17 protein-coding genes are annotated in these 18,567 nt (G+C 67.9%); 9 read left to right on the top strand and 8 right to left on the bottom strand.

Going from position 1 to position 18,567, the window contains the following annotated elements:
• The gene (locus EV649_RS02335; protein ID WP_130380005.1) at positions 1 to 432 is read right to left on the bottom strand and encodes an SRPBCC family protein; all 432 of its coding nucleotides are present in this window, start codon (positions 430 to 432) and stop codon (positions 1 to 3) included.
• 4 nt (positions 433 to 436) lie between these two features.
• Complete coding sequence (locus EV649_RS02340; RefSeq protein WP_130380007.1) at positions 437 to 901, bottom strand: polyketide cyclase / dehydrase and lipid transport; 465 nt, start codon at positions 899 to 901, stop codon at positions 437 to 439.
• Positions 902 to 1,006: 105 nt separating this feature from the next.
• On the opposite strand from EV649_RS02340, the gene EV649_RS02345 reads away from it, so the two are divergent.
• The 7 genes from EV649_RS02345 (at position 1,007) to EV649_RS02375 (ending at position 10,536) form a co-directional block, all read left to right on the top strand.
• Entirely contained in the window at positions 1,007 to 2,794 is a 1,788-nt protein-coding gene (locus EV649_RS02345) for an AMP-dependent synthetase/ligase (protein WP_130380009.1), read from the top strand.
• A 94-nt stretch (positions 2,795 to 2,888) separates the two neighbouring features.
• On the top strand, positions 2,889 to 3,803 hold the full coding sequence (locus tag EV649_RS02350) for an ABC transporter ATP-binding protein (RefSeq protein ID WP_198682271.1): 915 nt from the start codon (positions 2,889 to 2,891) through the stop codon (positions 3,801 to 3,803).
• On the top strand, positions 3,800 to 4,564 hold the full coding sequence (locus EV649_RS02355; RefSeq protein ID WP_130380011.1) for an ABC transporter permease: 765 nt from the start codon (positions 3,800 to 3,802) through the stop codon (positions 4,562 to 4,564). Before EV649_RS02350 ends, EV649_RS02355 begins: the two co-directional genes overlap by 4 nt.
• 25 nt (positions 4,565 to 4,589) lie before the next feature.
• Positions 4,590 to 5,825, top strand: a complete 1,236-nt coding sequence (locus EV649_RS02360; protein WP_130380013.1) for a sensor histidine kinase — start codon at positions 4,590 to 4,592, stop codon at positions 5,823 to 5,825.
• On the top strand, positions 5,818 to 6,450 hold the full coding sequence (locus tag EV649_RS02365; protein WP_130380015.1) for a response regulator transcription factor: 633 nt from the start codon (positions 5,818 to 5,820) through the stop codon (positions 6,448 to 6,450). Before EV649_RS02360 ends, EV649_RS02365 begins: the two co-directional genes overlap by 8 nt.
• A gap of 204 nt (positions 6,451 to 6,654) precedes the next feature.
• Complete coding sequence (locus EV649_RS41930) at positions 6,655 to 10,023, top strand: S8 family serine peptidase (protein WP_130380017.1); 3,369 nt, start codon at positions 6,655 to 6,657, stop codon at positions 10,021 to 10,023.
• Between the two features lie 93 nt (positions 10,024 to 10,116).
• Positions 10,117 to 10,536: an STAS domain-containing protein gene (locus EV649_RS02375; protein ID WP_130380019.1), complete on the top strand. Its 420-nt coding sequence runs from the start codon at positions 10,117 to 10,119 to the stop codon at positions 10,534 to 10,536.
• A gap of 18 nt (positions 10,537 to 10,554) precedes the next feature.
• Here EV649_RS02375 and EV649_RS02380 read toward each other — a convergent pair whose 3' ends face one another.
• From EV649_RS02380 to EV649_RS02390, 3 genes are read right to left on the bottom strand one after another with little or no spacing between them, the layout of a single operon-like run.
• Positions 10,555 to 11,460: a carbohydrate ABC transporter permease gene (locus EV649_RS02380; RefSeq protein WP_130380021.1), complete on the bottom strand. Its 906-nt coding sequence runs from the start codon at positions 11,458 to 11,460 to the stop codon at positions 10,555 to 10,557.
• Positions 11,457 to 12,359 carry a sugar ABC transporter permease gene (locus EV649_RS02385; RefSeq protein ID WP_130380023.1) on the bottom strand — a complete coding sequence of 301 codons (903 nt, stop codon included), beginning with the start codon at positions 12,357 to 12,359 and terminating at the stop codon, positions 11,457 to 11,459. The genes EV649_RS02380 and EV649_RS02385 overlap by 4 nt, the downstream gene beginning before the upstream one ends.
• 3 nt (positions 12,360 to 12,362) lie before the next feature.
• On the bottom strand, positions 12,363 to 13,718 hold the full coding sequence (locus tag EV649_RS02390) for an extracellular solute-binding protein (protein WP_130380025.1): 1,356 nt from the start codon (positions 13,716 to 13,718) through the stop codon (positions 12,363 to 12,365).
• 176 nt (positions 13,719 to 13,894) lie between these two features.
• On the opposite strand from EV649_RS02390, the gene EV649_RS02395 reads away from it, so the two are divergent.
• Complete coding sequence (locus EV649_RS02395) at positions 13,895 to 15,625, top strand: glycoside hydrolase family 36 protein (RefSeq protein WP_130380027.1); 1,731 nt, start codon at positions 13,895 to 13,897, stop codon at positions 15,623 to 15,625.
• 9 nt (positions 15,626 to 15,634) lie between these two features.
• Positions 15,635 to 16,639 carry a LacI family DNA-binding transcriptional regulator gene (locus tag EV649_RS02400; RefSeq protein ID WP_130380029.1) on the top strand — a complete coding sequence of 335 codons (1,005 nt, stop codon included), beginning with the start codon at positions 15,635 to 15,637 and terminating at the stop codon, positions 16,637 to 16,639.
• On the opposite strand, the gene EV649_RS02405 is transcribed toward EV649_RS02400, so the two are convergent.
• The 3 genes from EV649_RS02405 to EV649_RS02415 all read right to left on the bottom strand — a co-directional run bounded on the left by EV649_RS02405 (position 16,636) and on the right by EV649_RS02415 (position 18,479).
• Complete coding sequence (locus EV649_RS02405; RefSeq protein ID WP_130380031.1) at positions 16,636 to 17,673, bottom strand: alcohol dehydrogenase catalytic domain-containing protein; 1,038 nt, start codon at positions 17,671 to 17,673, stop codon at positions 16,636 to 16,638. The two genes, EV649_RS02400 and EV649_RS02405, sit on opposite strands and share 4 nt — an antisense overlap.
• 72 nt (positions 17,674 to 17,745) lie before the next feature.
• Positions 17,746 to 18,075: a carboxymuconolactone decarboxylase family protein gene (locus tag EV649_RS02410; protein WP_130380033.1), complete on the bottom strand. Its 330-nt coding sequence runs from the start codon at positions 18,073 to 18,075 to the stop codon at positions 17,746 to 17,748.
• Positions 18,072 to 18,479 (bottom strand): cupin domain-containing protein, encoded by a 408-nt coding sequence (locus tag EV649_RS02415; protein WP_130380035.1) that lies wholly within the window; start codon positions 18,477 to 18,479, stop codon positions 18,072 to 18,074. Before EV649_RS02415 ends, EV649_RS02410 begins: the two co-directional genes overlap by 4 nt.
• Positions 18,480 to 18,567: the final 88 nt, after the last annotated feature.

The following is an 18,567-nucleotide window of genomic DNA, read 5'->3' on the forward strand; positions in this document are numbered from 1 at the left end:
TCAGGACTCGACGCGCTTCTTGAGGCCCTTGAGAGCCGTGTCGATGATGACCTTCTCGGCCTTCCGCTTGAGCATGCCGATCATCGGGATCGCCACATCCACAGCCAGCCGGTACGTCACCTCGGTCCCCTCGGCTCCCAGATCCTTCAGGACGTACGCGCCGTCCATTCCCTTCACCATCTTCGCCTCGACCAGCGTCCAGGTCACCTCGTTGCGGGACCAGACGTAGGCCAGCGTGTACTGGTCGGAGATCGCGCCGGCGTCCACCTTGAACCGCACTTTGTTCGGCCGGCCTGCCTCGTCGGTGGACAGCACCTCGGTCTCCCGCATCGAGTCGGCCCATTCCGGGTACGCCGCGAAGTCCGCGATCACCGCCATGATCTCTTTGGGGGTCGCGTTCACCTGGATGGTCGAGGTGGTCTGTTCCGCCATCGATTCACCTCTTCGCTTGCCTGGGACGGGTGCTGCGGACCGCCGGACCCCCCGATGGATCCGCGTCCTCCCCGGAGACTATCGCGGGATCGGATCCGGTACGGCGTTCGCCCGCCGCGCGGCCCGCCTCGAGCTCGTCCTTGAACGCCCACAGCCGCTCCCGGTACGCCGCGACGTACCGCTCCTTCAATCGCTCGACCGCGCGGCCGCGGACCGGTTTCGCGGGGTCGGCCCGGAGGTACCAGTGCACGACGACCCCGTCCCGGACGGCTTCCAGCCACCATTCCGCCGTACCGATCGCGGCGCCGGTGACGGCCCACCGGACCCCCTCCCGGCCGCGCCGCTCGGACGGCGTCAGCGTGAGGTCCGGCCACCACTCACGCCATAGGGTGTCCGAACCGAGTCGCTCGGCAACGTAGGCTGGATCAGCAACGACCAGGTCGTCGCAACTGATGTCGAGCAATGGCATGCCGAGAACCTAGTTCCTTCGGTCACATAAACCTGGCTACTTGTGGGTAGGTGACTGTAGCGTGCGCCGGAAGTCGACAATTCGGGACCGACTGAGGAGACGCGGATGCGTGAGTACACCGTTCCTGCTGTGACAGAACCGCCCACCGGGAGTCTGAGCGACCCGGTGTGGGCGAACGCGTCCTCTCATCCTGACACCGCGGTGTTCAGCCGCCGTACGGGGTCCGCCTGGACAGATGTCACCGCCGCGGAGTTCGCGCAGCAGGTAACGGGCGTCGCGAAGGGCCTGATCGCGGCCGGGGTGAAGCACGGCGAGCGGGTCGCCCTGCTCAGCGCGACGCGGTACGAGTGGACCCTGATCGACTACGCGATCTGGAGCATCGGCGCGGTCACCGTGCCGATCTACGAGACCTCTTCGACCTCGCAGATCCAGTGGATCCTGACCGACTCGGAGGCGGTCGTCGCCGTCGTCGAGAACGCGACCCACGGCGCGGTCGTCGAGTCCTCCCGGGCCGAGGCGCCCGCGCTGCAGGAGGTCTGGCAGATCGAGGCCGGCGCCGTCGACCAGCTGACCGCGCTCGGCCAGGACGTCACGGACGCCGAGTTCGACAAGCGCCGCTCCGCGGTCACGCCGTCCGACCTCGCGACCCTGATTTACACGTCTGGTACGACGGGACGCCCGAAGGGCTGCAAGATCAGCCACTCGAACTTCATCGCCGAGCTCGACCCCGCGGTGAAGATCCTCGACGAGCTCTTCGACACCACCGGCGCGAGCACCCTGCTGTTCCTACCGCTCGCGCACGTGTTCGCCCGGATCATCCAGGTCGGCTGCGTGATGAAGCGGGTCAAGGTCGGCCACAGCGCCGACGTGAAGAACCTGGTCGAGGACCTCGGCGCGTTCAAGCCGACGTTCATCCTGAGCGTGCCGCGGGTGTTCGAGAAGGTGTTCAACTCGGCCAGCCAGAAGGCGCACGCCGACGGCAAGGGCAAGATCTTCGACGCCGCCGCGGAGACCGCGATCGCGTACTCGCAGGCGCAGGACAAGGGCGGCGCGTCGTTCGGGCTGAAGGCCAAGCACGTGCTCTTCGACCGCCTCGTCTTCGGCAAGCTGCGGGCGGTGCTCGGCGGCCAGGTGCAGTACGCCGTCTCGGGCGGCGCCCCGCTCGGCGACAAGCTCGGTCACTTCTTCCGCGGTATCGGCGTACCGGTCCTCGAGGGCTACGGCCTGACCGAGACCACCGCCGCGGTGTCGGTGAACCTGCCCGACGACGTCCGCATCGGCACCGTGGGCCGGCCGCTTCCTGGTGTGACGGTCGGTGTCGCGGACGACGGTGAGCTGCTGTTCAAGGGCGGCCAGGTGATGCAGGGCTACTGGAAGAACGACGAGGCGACCACCAACGCGATCGACACGGACGGCTGGTTCCACACCGGCGACCTGGGCGAGTTCGATGTCGACGGGTTCATCAAGATCACCGGCCGGAAGAAGGAGATCCTGGTGACGGCCGGCGGGAAGAACGTCGCGCCGACGATGCTCGAGGACCAGATCCGGCTGCACCCGCTGGTCAGCCAGTGCATGGTCGTCGGCGACGGCAAGCCGTTCATCGCGGCGCTGATCACGATCGACCCGGAGACCATCGTTCCGTGGGCGACCGAGCGCGGGAAGGCGACCGACCCCGCAGCGCTGACCCAGGACGCCGATCTGATCGCCGAGGTGCAGAAGGCGATCGACGACGCGAACGCCTCGGTCTCGCACGCCGAGGCCATCAAGAAGTTCTCGATCCTCCCGATCGACTGGACCCAGGAGTCCGGCGAGCTGTCGCTGAAACTCTCGCTCCGCCGGCACATCGTGATGGAGAAGCACGGCGCCGACGTCGAGGCGCTCTACACGAAGTAGGCGAGTTGTAGCCCCGGCATCACCCGAATGGCTGATGCCGGGACCAGCTCGTCGGGCGATGTGCGGGCGGTACGCCGTCCGCGAAGCTCGACGTATGACCAGTACTTCTCCCATCGTCGAAGTCAGCAGTCTGCGTAAGACGTACGGCGGGCGCACTGTCGTCGACGAGGTGTCGTTCAGCGTCGACGAGGGCGAGATCTTCGGGATCCTCGGGCCGAACGGCGCCGGCAAGACCACTACCGTCGAGTGCGTCGAGGGCCTGCGCATCCCCGACGGCGGGCGGGTCCGGGTCGCCGGGCTCGACCCGGTCGCCGATCATGCCGCCGTCACGCAGGTGCTCGGCGCGCAACTGCAAGAGAGCGAGCTGCAGGCCAAACTCACGGTCCGCGAAGCCCTCGAGCTGTACGCCGCTTTGTACCCGAACCCGGCCGACTGGCGCCCGCTCGCCGAGCGGCTCGGCCTGACGGGCCGGCTGAACACCAGGTTCGGGGTCCTCAGTGGTGGCCAGAAGCAACGACTGTTCATCGCGCTCGCGCTGATCGGCAACCCGCGCGTCGTCGTACTGGACGAGCTGACCACCGGTCTCGACCCGCGGGCCCGCCGGGACACCTGGGAGATCGTCGAGGACGTCCGCGCGAACGGCGTCACCGTCCTGCTGGTCACGCACTTCATGGAGGAAGCGCAGCGCCTGTGCGACCGGATCGCCTTGATCGACAAGGGCCGGATCACCGCGCTCGACACTCCCCAGGGACTGATCAGCCGGACTGCCGGCTCCACGATCATCTCGTTCACCCCGTCGGCGCCGCTCGACGACGCGGACGTGGCCGCGCTGCCTGCGCTCGCGTCGGTCGAGGAGAAGGACGGCCGGATCACCCTCGGCGGATCCGACGAGACCGTCACGGCGCTGCTGTCGCTGCTCGCCCGGCACCGCATCACCGCCCACCAGCTCCGCGTCACCGACGCCACCCTCGACGACGCCTTCCTCGACCTCACGGGAGCCACCAAATGAGCACGATCGCGGCGGTACGCCGTACCTCGCCGGGAACCGCTGTGCTGCGAGCCGAGGCGCGGCTGTTCCGCCGGGAGGCCGGCACCCTGTTCTGGACGCTCGGCTTCCCGCCGCTGTTGCTGGTGATCCTCGGGTCGATCCGGAGCTTCCGGAAGTTCGACGACGGGCTCGGGATGCGGGTCATCGACGTGTACGTGCCGACCCTTGTCCTGGTCGCGCTGATCGTCACCGGCCTGCAGGCGATGCCGCCGGTGATCACCGGCTACCGCGAACGCGGCATCCTGCGCCGGATGTCCTTGACCCCGGTCCAGCCGACCGCGCTGCTCACCGCACAGATGGGACTGAACGGCACCGCGGGAGTGCTGTCGGCGCTCATCACCCTGACGATCGGGCGGCTCGCGTTCGACGTACAACTGCCGAAGCAGGCCGCCGGCTACGCGCTGGCGTTCCTGCTCACGGTCACCGCCGCGCTGGCTCTCGGCGCACTGATCTCGGCACTCGCTCCGACCGCACGGCTCGCGACCGGTATCGGCATGGTGGTGTTCTTCCCGAGCCTGTTCTCCGCCGGCCTGTGGGCTCCCGTTCAGTCGATGCCGCACACCCTGCGGGAGATCGTCGTACTCCTGCCGTTCGGTGCCGCCTCCCAGGCACTCGAGCAGGCCGCGGCCGGGCACTGGCCGGACTGGTCCCATCTGGGCGTGCTGACCGCGTGGGCGGTGGTGCTGACGGCGGCGGCCGCACGATGGTTCCGGTGGGAGTAGGGCCCGGTTCGTGCACACTGGAGGAGTGACAACGGCGGACAGCGACCTCGACCGGCACGAGGCAGCGTTCCACCGTTGGGCTCCCTACTTCCTGCTCGCCCTCGGCTCGTTCCTGGCCCTGGCGACCGCGGACCAGATCATGCCGTCGCACCGGGAACACATCGCCGCGTACGTACTGATCGGCGTCGCCCTGCTCCTGCAGCTGTGGTGGAGCTGGAGCGGCCGCCTCCACCGCGGCCCGAATGCCGTGTCCGTGACGTACTACGTGATCCGCTGGGTGATCGCGTCCCTGCTGACGATGCTGAGCGGCTTCTTCGCGTTCTACGTGGTGGCGGGGTATTACGACACCGACGAAGTGATCCCGGGCCGGAAGGCGAAACGACTCGCACTGTTCGTCACCTCGATCCCGGTGGCCGGCTCGCAGACCGGAAGCTTCCCGCCCCAGGGACGGACCGGCTGGCTGGCGTTCGCCGGCCTGCTGGTCGCAAACAACGCACTGCTGACCGTCGTCAAGCATTTCGCCGACCGGCAGGAGGCGCGGTCGCAGGCGCGGGCCGCGACCATCACCGAGCTCGAGCAGGCGCACGAGGAGAACGCCGCGTTGCAGGCCCAACTCCTTGTGCAGGCAAGGGAAGCGGGCATCGCGGACGAGCGGCGCCGGCTGGCCGCGGAGATCCACGACACCATCGCGCAAGGGCTGACCGGCATCATCGCCCAGCTCCAGGTCGTGGCCAACGCCGCTGACCCAGCAACCGTCAAGGAGCATGTCGGCCGCGCGACCGATCTGGCCCGGCACAGCCTGGGCGAGGCGCGCCGCTCGGTGCAGAACCTGGCCCCGTCCGGCCTGTCGTACGACGGTCTCCCCGAGGCGCTCCGCAAGACCGTCGACCAGTGGTCCGAGCGGACCGGCGTACCCGCCGAGTTCACCCTGACCGGTACGGCGCAGCACCTGCACGGTGAGTTTTCGGCGACCGTCCTGCGGATCACGCAGGAGGCGCTGGCGAACGTGTCGAAGCATGCCGCCGCGACCCGCGCCGGCGTGACCCTCAGCTTCATGGACGACGAGGTGACGGTGGATATTCGCGACGACGGCAAGGGTTTCGATCCACTGGCCTTGTCCACCCGCACCGGCACCGGCGGTTTCGGCCTCGACGGCATGCGCGCCCGCGCGGAACGGATCGCAGGCTCCCTGACGGTCGAATCCGAGCCAGGTTTCGGTACGGCGGTGTCGGCTCGCCTACCGTTGGTCCTCCATGGCTGACATCTCACTGCTCCTCGTCGACGACCACCCCGTGGTCCGCAACGGGCTACGTGGCATGTTCGAGTCCACGCCCGGCTTCACCGTGCTCGCGGAGGCGTCGAACGGCATCGAGGCGGTCGAGCTGGCCGCGAATCTGACCCCGGACGTGATCCTGATGGACCTCCGGATGCCGGGTGGCGGCGGGCTCGACGCGATCACCGAACTGACCCGCCGCGGCATCCGCTCGAAGGTGCTGGTCCTGACGACCTGGGACACCGACACCGACACGCTGCCGGCGATCGAGGCGGGCGCCACCGGCTACCTGCTCAAGGACGCTCCGCAGGACGAACTGTTCAACGCCGTCCGCCAGGCCGCGGCCGGTCGAACGGTGCTCTCCCCCGCGGTCGCCTCGCGGCTGGTGTCGGCGGTCCGCTCGCCGGCGCCGAGTCCGTTGGCCGCGCGCGAACGGCAGGTCCTGGAGCTGGTCGCGAAGGGTACGTCGAACCGCGACATCGCCCGCGAACTGTTCATCAGCGAGGCCACGGTGAAAACGCATCTCAGCCACGTCTTCACCAAACTCGGTGTCACCGACCGTGCCGCAGCCGTTGCCAAAGGCTACGAACAGGGAATTCTCGGTCGCGACTGACGAACTCCGAGGTCTGGCCGGGGCGCAGGTTCTGGGCATAATCTCTGCTCAGGCAGGCACCGCGGGGGTGCCGGCCGCGACGCCGGTATCCGGGGGGATTCGGTCACAGGACTGAGGGATTCACTGCGTTTCGACCTGGGGGTCTCCTGACGTCCAATGCTGCGTCCTTCCGCGACGGCGTTCCGTCTCTCTGGAGGCCCGCGCATGAGGTCACCGCATCACCGACGAGGTCATCGTCGTACCGCCACTCGAAGTGTCACGGCCGGTGTGTCCGCCGGTCTGCTGGTCGCTGCGTTGCTGCCCGCAATGACCGCGTCAGCCGCAGATCCGTCCCCCACCGCGCCGAACGGCCGGCCCTGGACCGCGACGCCTCTGACCGTCGCCAGTACGGTCAACGGCGCCAAGTCACCCAGCGGCCAGCTCGCGAAGAGCGATCCCGCGCTGGTGAACAGCACGTCCCCCAAGCAGGTCCGGGTGGTCGTGAAGCTCGACTACGACTCGCTGGCGGCGTACCGCGGCGGGATCAAGGGCCTGCCCGGCACCAGCCCGGCCGTCACCGGCAAGCGCCTCGATGTGAAGGGCGCGAACGCCACGAAGTACCTGAAGCACGTGGCCACGCTGGAGAACAAGTTCCTCGCCGCGATGCAGTCGAAGGTCCCGAGCGCGAGGGCAGGCCAGCGGCTGCGCACCGTGTACGGCGGTATCGCGCTCAGCGTGCCGGCGAACCAGGCGCGCGACCTGCTGAAGCTGCCCGGTGTGGCCGCGGTCCAGCAGGACAACCCGCAGCAACTGCTCACCGATTCCAGCGGCGCCTTCATCGGTGCCCCGACGATCTACAACCAGCTCGGTGGTTCGGCCAACTCGGGCAAGGGCGTCATCGTCGGCGTCCTGGACACCGGCGCCTGGCCGGAGCACCCGTCCTTCGCCGACCCGGGCGGCCTGCCCGCACCACCGCCGACCGCCGACGCCACGCCGCGCGTGTGCGACTTCGGCGACAACCCGCTGACACCCGCGGCCGACGTGTTCAACTGCACCAACAAGCTGATCGGCGGCCGGCCGTTCCTCGACACCTACAACGCGGTGATCGGCGGCGACGTCTACCCGGACAGCGCGCGTGACTCCAACGGTCACGGCACGCACACCGCCTCGACCTCGGCCGGAGCAGCGGTCGCGCACGCCAACCCGCTCGGCATCGACCGCGGCGCGGTCGCCGGGATGGCACCGGCGGCAGCTGTGTCGGTCTACAAGGTCTGCGGCGCCGAGGGGTGCTTCCCGAGCGACTCGGCCGCGGCCGTCGCGCGGGTCATCCTCGACGGCGTCCGGGTGATCAACTTCTCGATATCCGGCGGCAGCGACCCGTACAGCGACCCGGTCGAGCTCGCGTTCCTGGACGCGTACGCCGCCGGTGTGTTCGTCTCCGCCTCGGCCGGAAACTCGGGTCCGGGCGCGGCGACCACCGACCACCGCGGCCCGTGGGTCACCACGGTCGCGGCGTCCACGCAGAGCCGCACCTTCCGCTCGACGGTCACGCTGGCCGGTGGTGGCGTGACCGCCACGGTCTCCGGCGCGTCGATTACCCCGGGTATCAGCTCACCGCTGCCCGTCGTACTCGCCGGGAGCACCCCTGGGTACACCGACGCGACCTGCAACACGCCGGCACCACCGGGTGTGTTCACCGGCAAGATCGTCGCCTGTCAGTTCACCCCGGGCCGCGTGATGAAGGGCTTCAACATCCTGCAGGGCGGCGCGTCCGGAATGCTGATGTACAACTCCACGGCTCCGTCCGACGTCTTCACCGACAACCACTGGGTGCCGGCCGTGCAGCTCGAGAAGCCCGACGCCGACGCGCTGCTGGCATTCCTCGCGGCGCACCCAGGGACCACGGCAACGTTCACGCAAGGCACCAAGACCACCTGGCAGGGCGACGTGATGACGTCGTTCTCGTCGCGCGGCCCCGGTGGTGACTTCCTCAAACCCGATGTCACCGCACCCGGCCTGCACATCATGGCCGGAGCCACGCCGACACCCGAGTCACCGGCCGAAGGCCCGCCCGGGAACCTGTACCAGGTGATCGCCGGTACGTCGATGTCGTCGCCACATGTGGCTGGCTCCGCCGCACTGGTCCTCGCCCTGCACCCGTCCTGGACGCCCGGCCAGATCAAGTCGGCGCTCGAGACGACCGCGAAGACGACGGTCACCAAACCGGATCGCACCACCCAGGCCGACCCGTTCGACTACGGCGGCGGGCGAATCGACCTCACCAAGGCCGGCGACCCCGGTCTGACACTGGACGAGACCGCCGCGAACTACGCGACCTCGGCCACCGACCCGCTGAACCGGATCGATCTCAACCTGCCGTCGGTGAACGCACCGACCATGCCCGGCCTGATCACCGCCCAGCGGACGGTCACCAACGTCACCAACCAGACCCTCACCTTCATGGCGTCCGGGACCACGGTCAGCGGTGCGAACATCACCGTGCTGCCTCCGGCGTTCCAGGTGAAGCCGGGCAAGTCACAGAAGCTGACGATCGCCATCACGGCACCCGACGTACCTGATGGTCAGTACTTCGGGCAGGTCAACCTCAAGCAGGTCGGTGGCAGCCGGGCCCTGCACCTGCCGGTGGCGTTCTTCCGCCAGGAGGGCATCGTCCCGATCGACCAGACCTGTGCGCCGTCCACCATCGCGCGGAACACCGGTCAGTCGACCTGCACGGTGACCGTGCGGAACAACAGTCTGCAGACCACGGACGTGACGGCAGTCAGCACGCTGAGCTCGCAACTGCGGCTGACCAGCGTCACGGGCGCGACCCAGGTCGGCCCGCAGATCGCGACCAAGACGGCCACGCTCGCCGGGCGCGAGCCCGACAGTCCGGTCATCGCGCCGGGATCGTTGGCCGGGTACATCCCGCTCGACGCGTTCGGCATCGCCCCGATCCCGATCGGGGACGAACAGGCACTGAACTTCACCGTGCCGCCGTTCACGTACGCCGGGCAGTCGTACAACCGGGTCGGGGTGACCTCCAACGGCTACACGGTCGTCGGCGGCACCAGCTCGGGTGACGACGTCCAGTTCCTGCCGCAGAACCTGCCGGACCCGGCGCGTCCGAACAACGTGCTCGCGTCGTACTGGACCGATCTCGACGGCACCGGAGCGCCAGGCATCTTCGCCGGCACGCTCACCGACGGGGTGTCCACCTGGCTCGTCCTCGAGTGGCGGGTGAACCTGTTCGGCACGAACAGCCTGAAGGTCTTCCAGCAGTGGATCGGTGTGAACGGCGCCGAGGACATCACCTACGCCTACGACCCGGGCAACCTGCCCGGCAGTCCGCCGGCGGGGTACGGCCTGACGGTCGGTGCGGAGAACTTCGAAGGCACGGCCGGCAGTCAGATCGTCGGTCCGCCGGTCATGGACTACCGCATCACGAGTACGCCGGGAGCCCCGGGTGGGTCGATGACGTACTCGATGAACATCAAGGGTGTGCAGAAGGGCACCGGTACGGTCACGACCGGGACCTCGACGCCACTCGTCAAGGGCGTCACGATCGAGGTCGACAAGATCATCGTCAACTGATCACAGGCACGTCCGGGCCGGGCCTCACGGGTCCGGCCCGGACGCTGTGCTCGCTGGGGCGCCGTGCAGGTTAGCCGCGGGGTACTGGGACGCATGAAACCACCCCGTGCGATCAGGTCCGCCCACCGACCGGCAGAGGTGAGCGGACCATTCGTCTGTAGCTGGAGTGCTGTCGGTGACTGTGCGGTCGTCCGGGTGGCGGGCACCGTCGATGTCCGTACCGCCCCCACCTTCGCCCACGAACTCCAACACGTCATCACCACCAAGCTGCCGCGGCTCGTCGTCGACCTGCGGCGCGTCACGGCCATGGAGGCGACCGGCCTCGAGGTTCTCGCCGACGCGCACGAACTGGCTGTCCGGCACGGCGGCTGGTTGCGCGCCTCCGGAGCCGGCCAGTGGCTGGCCGACCTCACGCGGGCCACCGGCACCGGCCGGCCGCTGGAGCACTATCCCACCTTGGCGGAAGCGCTCCCGGCGTACCGGCCGGCGATCAGAGGGTCACTTCCCATCTGAGAACGTGATGCCGGTCTGTCAGGTCTTCGAGCCGGACAGAGCGATACCTTGCACGATCTGGCGCTGGGCGATGATGAAGATCAGCAGCATCGGCAGCGCCGCCATGGTCGTGGCCGCCATCAGGCTCGTCCAATCGGAGGAGTAGGCGCCCTTGAACTGGTTGACCACGAGCGGAATCGTGAAGTTCCGATCGCTGTTCAGGAAGATCAGCGGAGAGAAGAACGAGTTCCACTGACCGAGGAACACAAAGATGCCGAGGGCAACGAGCGGGGTACGCAGCAGCGGCAGGATGATGGTCGTGAAGATCCGGACCCGCCCCGCGCCGTCGATCGAGGCGGCTTCCTCCAGCTCCAGCGGAATGCCGCGGACATATTGGCGCAGGAGGAAGACGCCGAAGGCGTTGAACAACGCCGGCGGGACGATCAGCGCCAGGTGGGTGTCGATCCAGCGGAGCTGCCCCATGATGACGTACAGCGGGATCACGGTCAGCTGGAACGGAACCATCAAGGTGGCCAGGAAGATGCCGAAGATCACTTTCCGCCCCGGAAAACGGATCCGCGCGAAGGCGTAGGCGGCCATCGAGCAGGTGATCAGGGTGAGGACCGTGACCAGACCGGCGATATAGACACTGTTGAAGTACGCGCGGGCGAAGTCGGCGCCCTGCCAAGCGGTGACGAAGTTCTGCGGCTGCCAGAGCTTCGGCAGCAGCTTCGGCGGCTGGGCGAAGATCTCGTCGAGCGGCTTCAGGGCCGAGAACAACATCCACAGGAACGGCACGAACATCGCCAGGGAACCCGCGACCAGCAGCAGGTGCAGCGGAATCCAGGACGGCTTGAACCGCCCGCCGCGCAGGCCATGAGAAGCATTCTTCCGACGCGCCGCCTCGAGGTCCCGGGCGGCGATCTCGCTTGATGAGGAAGTCATTCGGTGTAATGCACCCATTTCTTCTGAGCAAGAAACTGGAGGCCGGTCAGCGCCAGCAGGATGAGGAACAGGTACACCGCGATGGCCGCGGCGAACCCGAACTTGAACTGGCGGAAGGCGAAGTTCACGATGTCGTACACGATCGTGTGGGCGTTCGCCGGCGCTGTGGTGTCGAAGAAGAAGTAGATGTAGTCGAACACCTGGAAGGACCCGATGATCGAGGTGATCGACAGGAACAGGATGGTCGGCGACAGCAGCGGCACGGTGATCCTGCGCAGCTTCTGCCATTCCGACGCGCCGTCGATGTCGGCGGCCTCCATCAGGGTGGGCGAGATGTTCTGCAGACCGGCGACGAACATCACGATCATGTAGCCGAGGCCCTGCCAGATCGACACCACCACGATCGCAGGGATCGCCGTCCGCGGATTCTGCAGCCAGTCCGGCGGGTTGGGCAGCCCGAGCGACTTCAGCAGGGAGTTGATGGGACTGATATCGGGGTTCAGCAGCCAGAGCCAGATCGCACCCACCGCGACGGTCGACGTGACCTGCGGCGCGAAGAAGAAGATCCGGTAGAACGGCGTCAGCCGCCCCGCTTTCTGGATGAAGAACGCGAAGAAGAAGCCGGTGATCAACAGTCCGGGGACCTGGAGGGCGGTGAACCACGCGGTGTTCAGCCAGGACTGCCGCAACTGGGCGTTCTGCCAGACACCGATGAAGTTCTGCAGCCCGACGAACGTGCGCGAACCCAGACCGTCCCAGCTCGAAAACGACAGGACGATGGCGAAGACCAGCGGGCCCACCATGAAGGCGATCAGGCCGATGAGCTGGGGGGTGAGAAAGGCGTACCCCCACAGCGCTTCGGTCCGCCGTCTGCGCTTCACATCCACTGCGAGCGCCATGTCTCACTTCCCGTTGTTGATGAACTTGCAGATCTTGTCGGCCCACACCTTCGCGCTGTCGCCGGCCTTGATCGACTTGTCCATCTCGGTGCCGAGGTTGGCTCCGACCTCCGCCTTGGACGCGATGGCCGACGGGATCGCGTAGCCCTTCTTGGCGGTTTCGGTGAACCAGGCACAGTGCTCGGGCTGCTTGTTCTCCATCACGACCTCGTCCAGACCCGCGACGGACGGTACGGCGTTGCCTCCGCCGGAGAGCCGGGCCTTCTGCCCGTCCTTGTTGACGAACCGGGTCGCGAAGTACATCGCGGCTTCGGGGTCCTTGGCGTTGGCGTTCACGGCCATGGCCGCTGTGTAGACGATCACCGGCGGGACGGTCTTCCCGTCGGCGGACGCGAACGGCGCGATGTCGTAGCCGAACTTCAGCTTCTTGAGGTTCGGCAGGATCCAGCGTCCCACCTGGCAGCTGGCGAGTTGCTGGCTGTAGAACAGGGCGTCGATGGCCTGCCCCTTCGGCAGCGACCCGCCGTAGGTGATGTTGCCATTGGCCATTCCCTCCCAGAGCCACTCGAGGGTTTCCATCGACTTGGCGTCCTCGTTGAAGATCATCTTGTTGCCCTCGGCGACCTTGCCGCCGAACGCGGTCATCCAGCTGAGCATGGGGCCGAAGCCGCCTTCCAGGACCATGCCCCGCTTGCCGGTGGCCTTGATCTTGGTCAGGAAGTCGTCGACGGCGTCCCGGTTCCAGCCGCCGGACTCGTGCAGCTGCGCAGGGTTCTGGGTGACGCCGGCGGCCTCGCACATGTCCTTGTTGAACCAGAACACGATCGGGTTGCAGTCGACGACCAGTCCGTAGGTGCCCGGGCTGCCGTCGGCAGGCTTGCACCAGCCCATGAGGTTCGGGTACAGGTCGTCGATCTTGACGGGCGCGTCCGCCTTCGCCGTGAACTCGGTGAAATCGGCGACCTTCTTGTTCTGGATGAGCCGTTGCATGCCGGAGTCCTGCACGTAGAAGACGTCCGGGGCGCTGCTGCCGGCGAGCTGGGTGAGCAGCTTGGCGCCGTAGTCGCCGACGACCACCTGGAAGGTGACCTTGGTCCCGTGCGCGGCCTCGTAGTCCTTCGAGATCTGCCGGAACCGCTCGGCCTCGCCCGGGTTCGCCCAGGAGGCCCAGGTCACGGTGCCGCCCTTGCCTCCCGCGCCGCCGCCGGCGCCGCCGTTGCCCCCGGCCGAGGTGCCCCCCGCGCTACCGCCGGCGCAGGCGGTGAGCAACGCGCTCGAGCCCACTCCGGCGAGGGCCGCACTGGCCAGGAAACCACGGCGTGTGATCGGTCGCCCCACGGGCATTTCATTGATCGGCATCACAGTTCTCCTTCTCTTGGTTCGGTTTTCGGCAGACGGCCACACCGGCGAGGTCGGAGCTGAGAGCCGGCCCGACGGCTTCTCGAAGAAGGCGGATATTAGCGGTAAAACATAGGGACGTCAGGCAATTCCGTCAATGCTTCGGAGCATTCAGTTTTACCGCTATAGTCCGGCAGGTGACGACATTTGAGATCCGCTCCGCCGAAGGTCGTACCGTCCGCAGCGCAAGCCTGACCGGCCCCGGCACGCTCACCGAGCGCGCGGCTGCCGAGCCCGGTGTCCTGCGGTACGACGTGGTTGCCGACGTCGCTGCCGACGGTCCGGTCACGCTGCGCTGGACCTGGCCTGGCGGGGACGCGGTGACGCTCTGGCAGGCGGCCCAGGGATCACGCCGTCACCTCCCGACGGACTGGGGCTCGCACCGCGACGTCCGTTCCGTCCGCTCCGCACCCGTCGCCACGCTCGTCGATCCGCAGGACCGCAGCCTGTTGACCATCTCCTTGTCGTCGAACGTCCGGGGCTGCGACTTCGCCGTCGGGGTGAGCGAGGAGACCGCGGAACAGCTGATCGAGCTGACCGTGACGGATCTCGAGGGCGAAGGCTTCGCGCTGCGGATCGATGTGCGGGCCCAGCACTTCGCCGAGGCGTTGCGTGCCGTGACGGCGGAGTGGGCGGCCGAGCTGGGTGACCGGATCGCCGACGTACCGCCGGTCGCGCGACAGGCGATGTACTCGACCTGGTACAGCGACCACCAGCACGTCTCGGCCGAGTCCGTCGAGCGGCACGCCCGCGCGGGAGCGGCGTACGGCACCGAGGCGGTCATCGTCGACGACGGCTGGCAGACCGACGACACGCGGCGCGGGTACGCGTACTGCGGCGACTGGGAGCCGACCAGCCACAAGTTCCCCGACATGGCCGAGCATGTACGTCGCGTGCACGCGCTCGGCCAGCAGTACGTGCTGTGGATCGCGCCGGCGCTGATCGGTGTGCACTCGAAGGCCTGGGACAAGCTGAAGGACCGCACACTCGGCTTTGCCGACGGCGAGGTGACCGCCGTCCTCGACCCCCGCTATCCCGAGGTACGCGAACACCTCCTGGAGTGCTGCGTTCGTCCGGTGCGTGACTGGGGCGTCGACGGCCTGAAGATCGACTTCATCGATTCCTGGGCGCGGAGCAGCGTCCCTCCGGCACCGGGCGGTGACTGCTCCTCCGTCGACGAAGGCGTGGAGCGGTTCTTGCAGGCCGTCACTGACGAGCTACGGAAGCTGCGGCCCGACGTGCTGATCGAGTTCCGTCAGGACTACGTGCACCCGAGGCTCTGGCAGTTCGGCACGTTCCTGCGGGCCGGCGACTGTGCGCTCGACCCGGTGGAGAATCGTGTCCGCACGATCGACTGCCGGCTGCTGGCCGGTGACCGCGCGGTGCACTCCGACATGCTGATGTGGGACCCGTCGGCATCGGCGGAGAACGTCGCGCAGCACTTCATCGGTGCGTTGTTCAGTACACCGCAGGTGTCGATGGAGTTGGACGCGCTGCCGCCCGGGCACGAGCAGGTGGTCCGGTACTGGCTCGGATTCCTGCGCGATCACGCCGACGCGCTGCTGCACGGCGTATTGCTGCCGTCGCGATCGGATGCGCGGTACACGCAGGTTCGCGCGGTCGGTGCGAGGGAAACCGTGGTCGCCGTGTACGCGAATCCTGTCGTGCGGGTACAGGAGTCGTGCACCGTCGTGGTGAACGGTGGCGCCGAGCGGCGACTGTACGTCGAAGGTGCGTGCGACCGGCATGTCGACCTCGTAGTGTCTGACTGTTCGGGCCACGAGGTGCACCGAGAGACGACGACTCCGCCTGAGGTGTGGACGATCGACGTTCCGGTCGGTGGATCAGCCCGGATCGTGTGTGACTAAGGGGGAACGGTGGCTGCAGAGAAGCCGCGGCGTACGACTGTCGCGGACGTCGCCCGATTGGCGGGGGTGTCGGCGATGACGGTGTCGAACGTGCTCAACGCGCCACAGCGCGTAGCGGCACCGACAGTCCGGACCGTGCGCGCCGCGATCCAGGAACTCGGGTACATCCCGAACCACGCTGCCCGCGCGTTGTCGTCCGGACGCAGCCAGGTGATCGGCCTGCCGATGTCCTTCGAGGACGACCTCGTGGACGACGACAACCCGGGCCTGGGCGGGTTCCTGCACAGCCTGCTCGGCGGTCTGGTCAAGGCCGCCGCGGTCCCGGGGTACGGCGTCCATGTTGTCGAGACCCCCGCCGACACCGCGACCGAGATCGTGCTGTACGAGAAGCTGATCGCGGCGCGGCAGGTCGACGCGATCGTCGTCCTGGAGACGATGCCGCACGACGAGCGGATCGAGTTCCTCAGCCACCGGCGGTTCCCGTTCGTGGCGTTCGGGCGGACAGGGCCGGAGCATCGGCAGTGCTGGGTCGACGTGGACAACGAGACGTCGATGGCCGGTGTCGCCGCGCATCTGCGGTCGACCGGCCGGGAGCGGGCGGTGTACCTGGCGACGGACATTCCGCTGCCGTGGGTGCATCAGCGGCGGGACGGGTTCGTCCGGGAGTTCCCGTCGACGGTGGCGCGATCGTTCGGTTCGCTCGAAGCGGTCGCGGCGTACGTCAAGGAGCTGGACCCGCCGGACGTTTTCGTTGCGGACAACGACGCGTTCGCGGTCGTCGCGATGCGGGCCTTGCAGCGGCGCGGGATCGCGGTCGGTCAGGACGTCGCGGTCACCGGGTTCAACGACTTCCCGTTCGCGAGCATGCTCGACACGCCGCTCACGACCGCCCGGATCCCGCTGCGGGACATCGCCGCCTTCCTGTTCGACCGCGCCCTGCGGGAGATCAGCGGCGAGCCGGACGAGCCGGGCAGACTCGTCACGGCACCGCTGGTCGTCCGCTCGAGCGCCTAGGGCCTGACCAGCACCTTGAGTGCGGTGCGGTTGTCCATCGTGCGGTAGCCGTCGGCCACGTCGGCGAGGGCGACCTCGCTGTCGAAGACCTTGCCTGGGTCGACGGTGCCCGCGAGGACGTCGGGGAGCAGGGTTTCGATGTAGGCGCGGGCCGGCGCGGGACCGCCGGTGAGGGTGATGTTGGGCAGGAAGAGGCTGGTGAACCCGATCGGGGCGTCGGTGTACTGCGGTACGCCGACGCGGCTGATGACGCCGCCGGCCCGGACGACACCGATCGCCTGATCGTAGGCGGGCCGGTGACCGACAGCTTCGAGTACGACGTGAGTACCGTCGCCGCCGGTGAGATCCCGTACGCGGGCGATCCCCTGGTCGCCGCGCTCGGCTACGACATCGGTCGCGCCGTACTCGCGGCCGAGGTCGGTGCGGGCGGTGTGGCGGCCCATGAGGATGATCTGCTCGGCGCCGAGGCGCTTCGCGGACAGGACGGCCATCAGACCGACGGCTCCGTCACCGATCACCGTGACGCTGGTGCGCGGGCCGACGTTCGCCTTGATCGCAGCGTGATAGCCGGTTCCGTACACGTCGGACAGCGTGAGCAGCGACGGGATCAGCGGTGAGGTCTCTTCGACCGGCACGGCGACAAGGGTGCCGTCCGCCAGCGGGACCCGGACGGCTTCGGCCTGACCGCCAAGGACATCGCCGGCGTTCCAGAAACCGCCGTGCCGGCAGGAGGTCTGCAGGCCCTCGCGGCAGAAGTCGCAGGTGCCGTCGGACCAGGCGAACGGAGCGATCACGAAGTCGCCGGCCTTGACCGTGGTCACGTCGCTGCCGGTCTCCTCGACGACACCGACGAACTCGTGGCCCATGGATTTGCCGTCCGGCGTCGCCGCCAGGGAGTGGTACGGGTGCAGATCGGACCCGCAGACGCAGGCCCGCACAACACGGACGATCGCGTCCATCGGTTCCTTGATGATCGGGTCGGGCACGTCGACAACACGAACGTCGCCGGCGCCGAACATATAAGTGGCTCGCATGAGAATCCTTCGGTAGTTACTGCTTCTTGGTGTCGTCAGGGAGGAGGCGGAGTTCCTGCTCGCTCCAGCCGCTCACTTCGCCGGCTCCGCTGCGCCGAAGACGTCCTTGGCGACGGTGATCGCCGACATGGCGCGCGGCCAGCCTGCGTAGAAGGCCAGGTGGATGATGACCTCTTTGAGCTCGGTCTCGGTGAGGCCGTTGGTCTTGGCCCGGGCGAGGTGGCTTCGCAGTTGTTCGGTGCTGCCGTTGGTGATGAGCGCGGCGCAGGTGATCAGGCTCCGGTCCCGGGGGCTGAGTTCGTCACGGGCCCAGATGTCGCCGAACAGCACGTCGTCGGTGAGCTCGACCAGCTTCGGCGCGAAGTCCCCGATCGCCCGCTGGGCGGGGGTTTGCTCGGTCATGATTGTGCTTTCTCGTAGTCGGTGTCGGTGACGTGCTCACCCCAGGTCGTCTCCGGTACGTCGGGGTTGCCGGTGCCTTCCCAGATGGCCAGGTGGGTCATGAAACAATCGGCGGTCGCGCCGTGCCAGTGCCACTCCCCCGGCGGGGTGTGCACGGTGTCGCCGGGGCGCATCACGATCACCTGCCCGTCCCGGGTACCGACCAGGCCGACACCCTCGGTGACGTGCAGGGTCTGGCCCATGGCGTGCGTGTGCCAGGCGGTGTGAGCCCCAGGCGCGAAGCGCACCACGTTCACCCGCGCGCGAGACGGCTCCTCACCGCGGTAGATCTGGTCGAACCAGACCTCGCCCACGAACCAGTCGCCCGGTCCCTTCGCGGTCGCTGGTCTCGTCAGTTTCTCCATGTGTGCCAGTGAACGGGCCGCCGCGTGCCCGCGGGAGTCACTGTCGTTCCAGGTAATGGCAGTACCTCCTTCAGATCCGGGGGCCCGT

It is taken from the genome of Kribbella sp. VKM Ac-2569 (genome assembly GCF_004216905.1).
Classification (GTDB): Bacteria; Actinomycetota; Actinomycetes; order Propionibacteriales; family Kribbellaceae; genus Kribbella.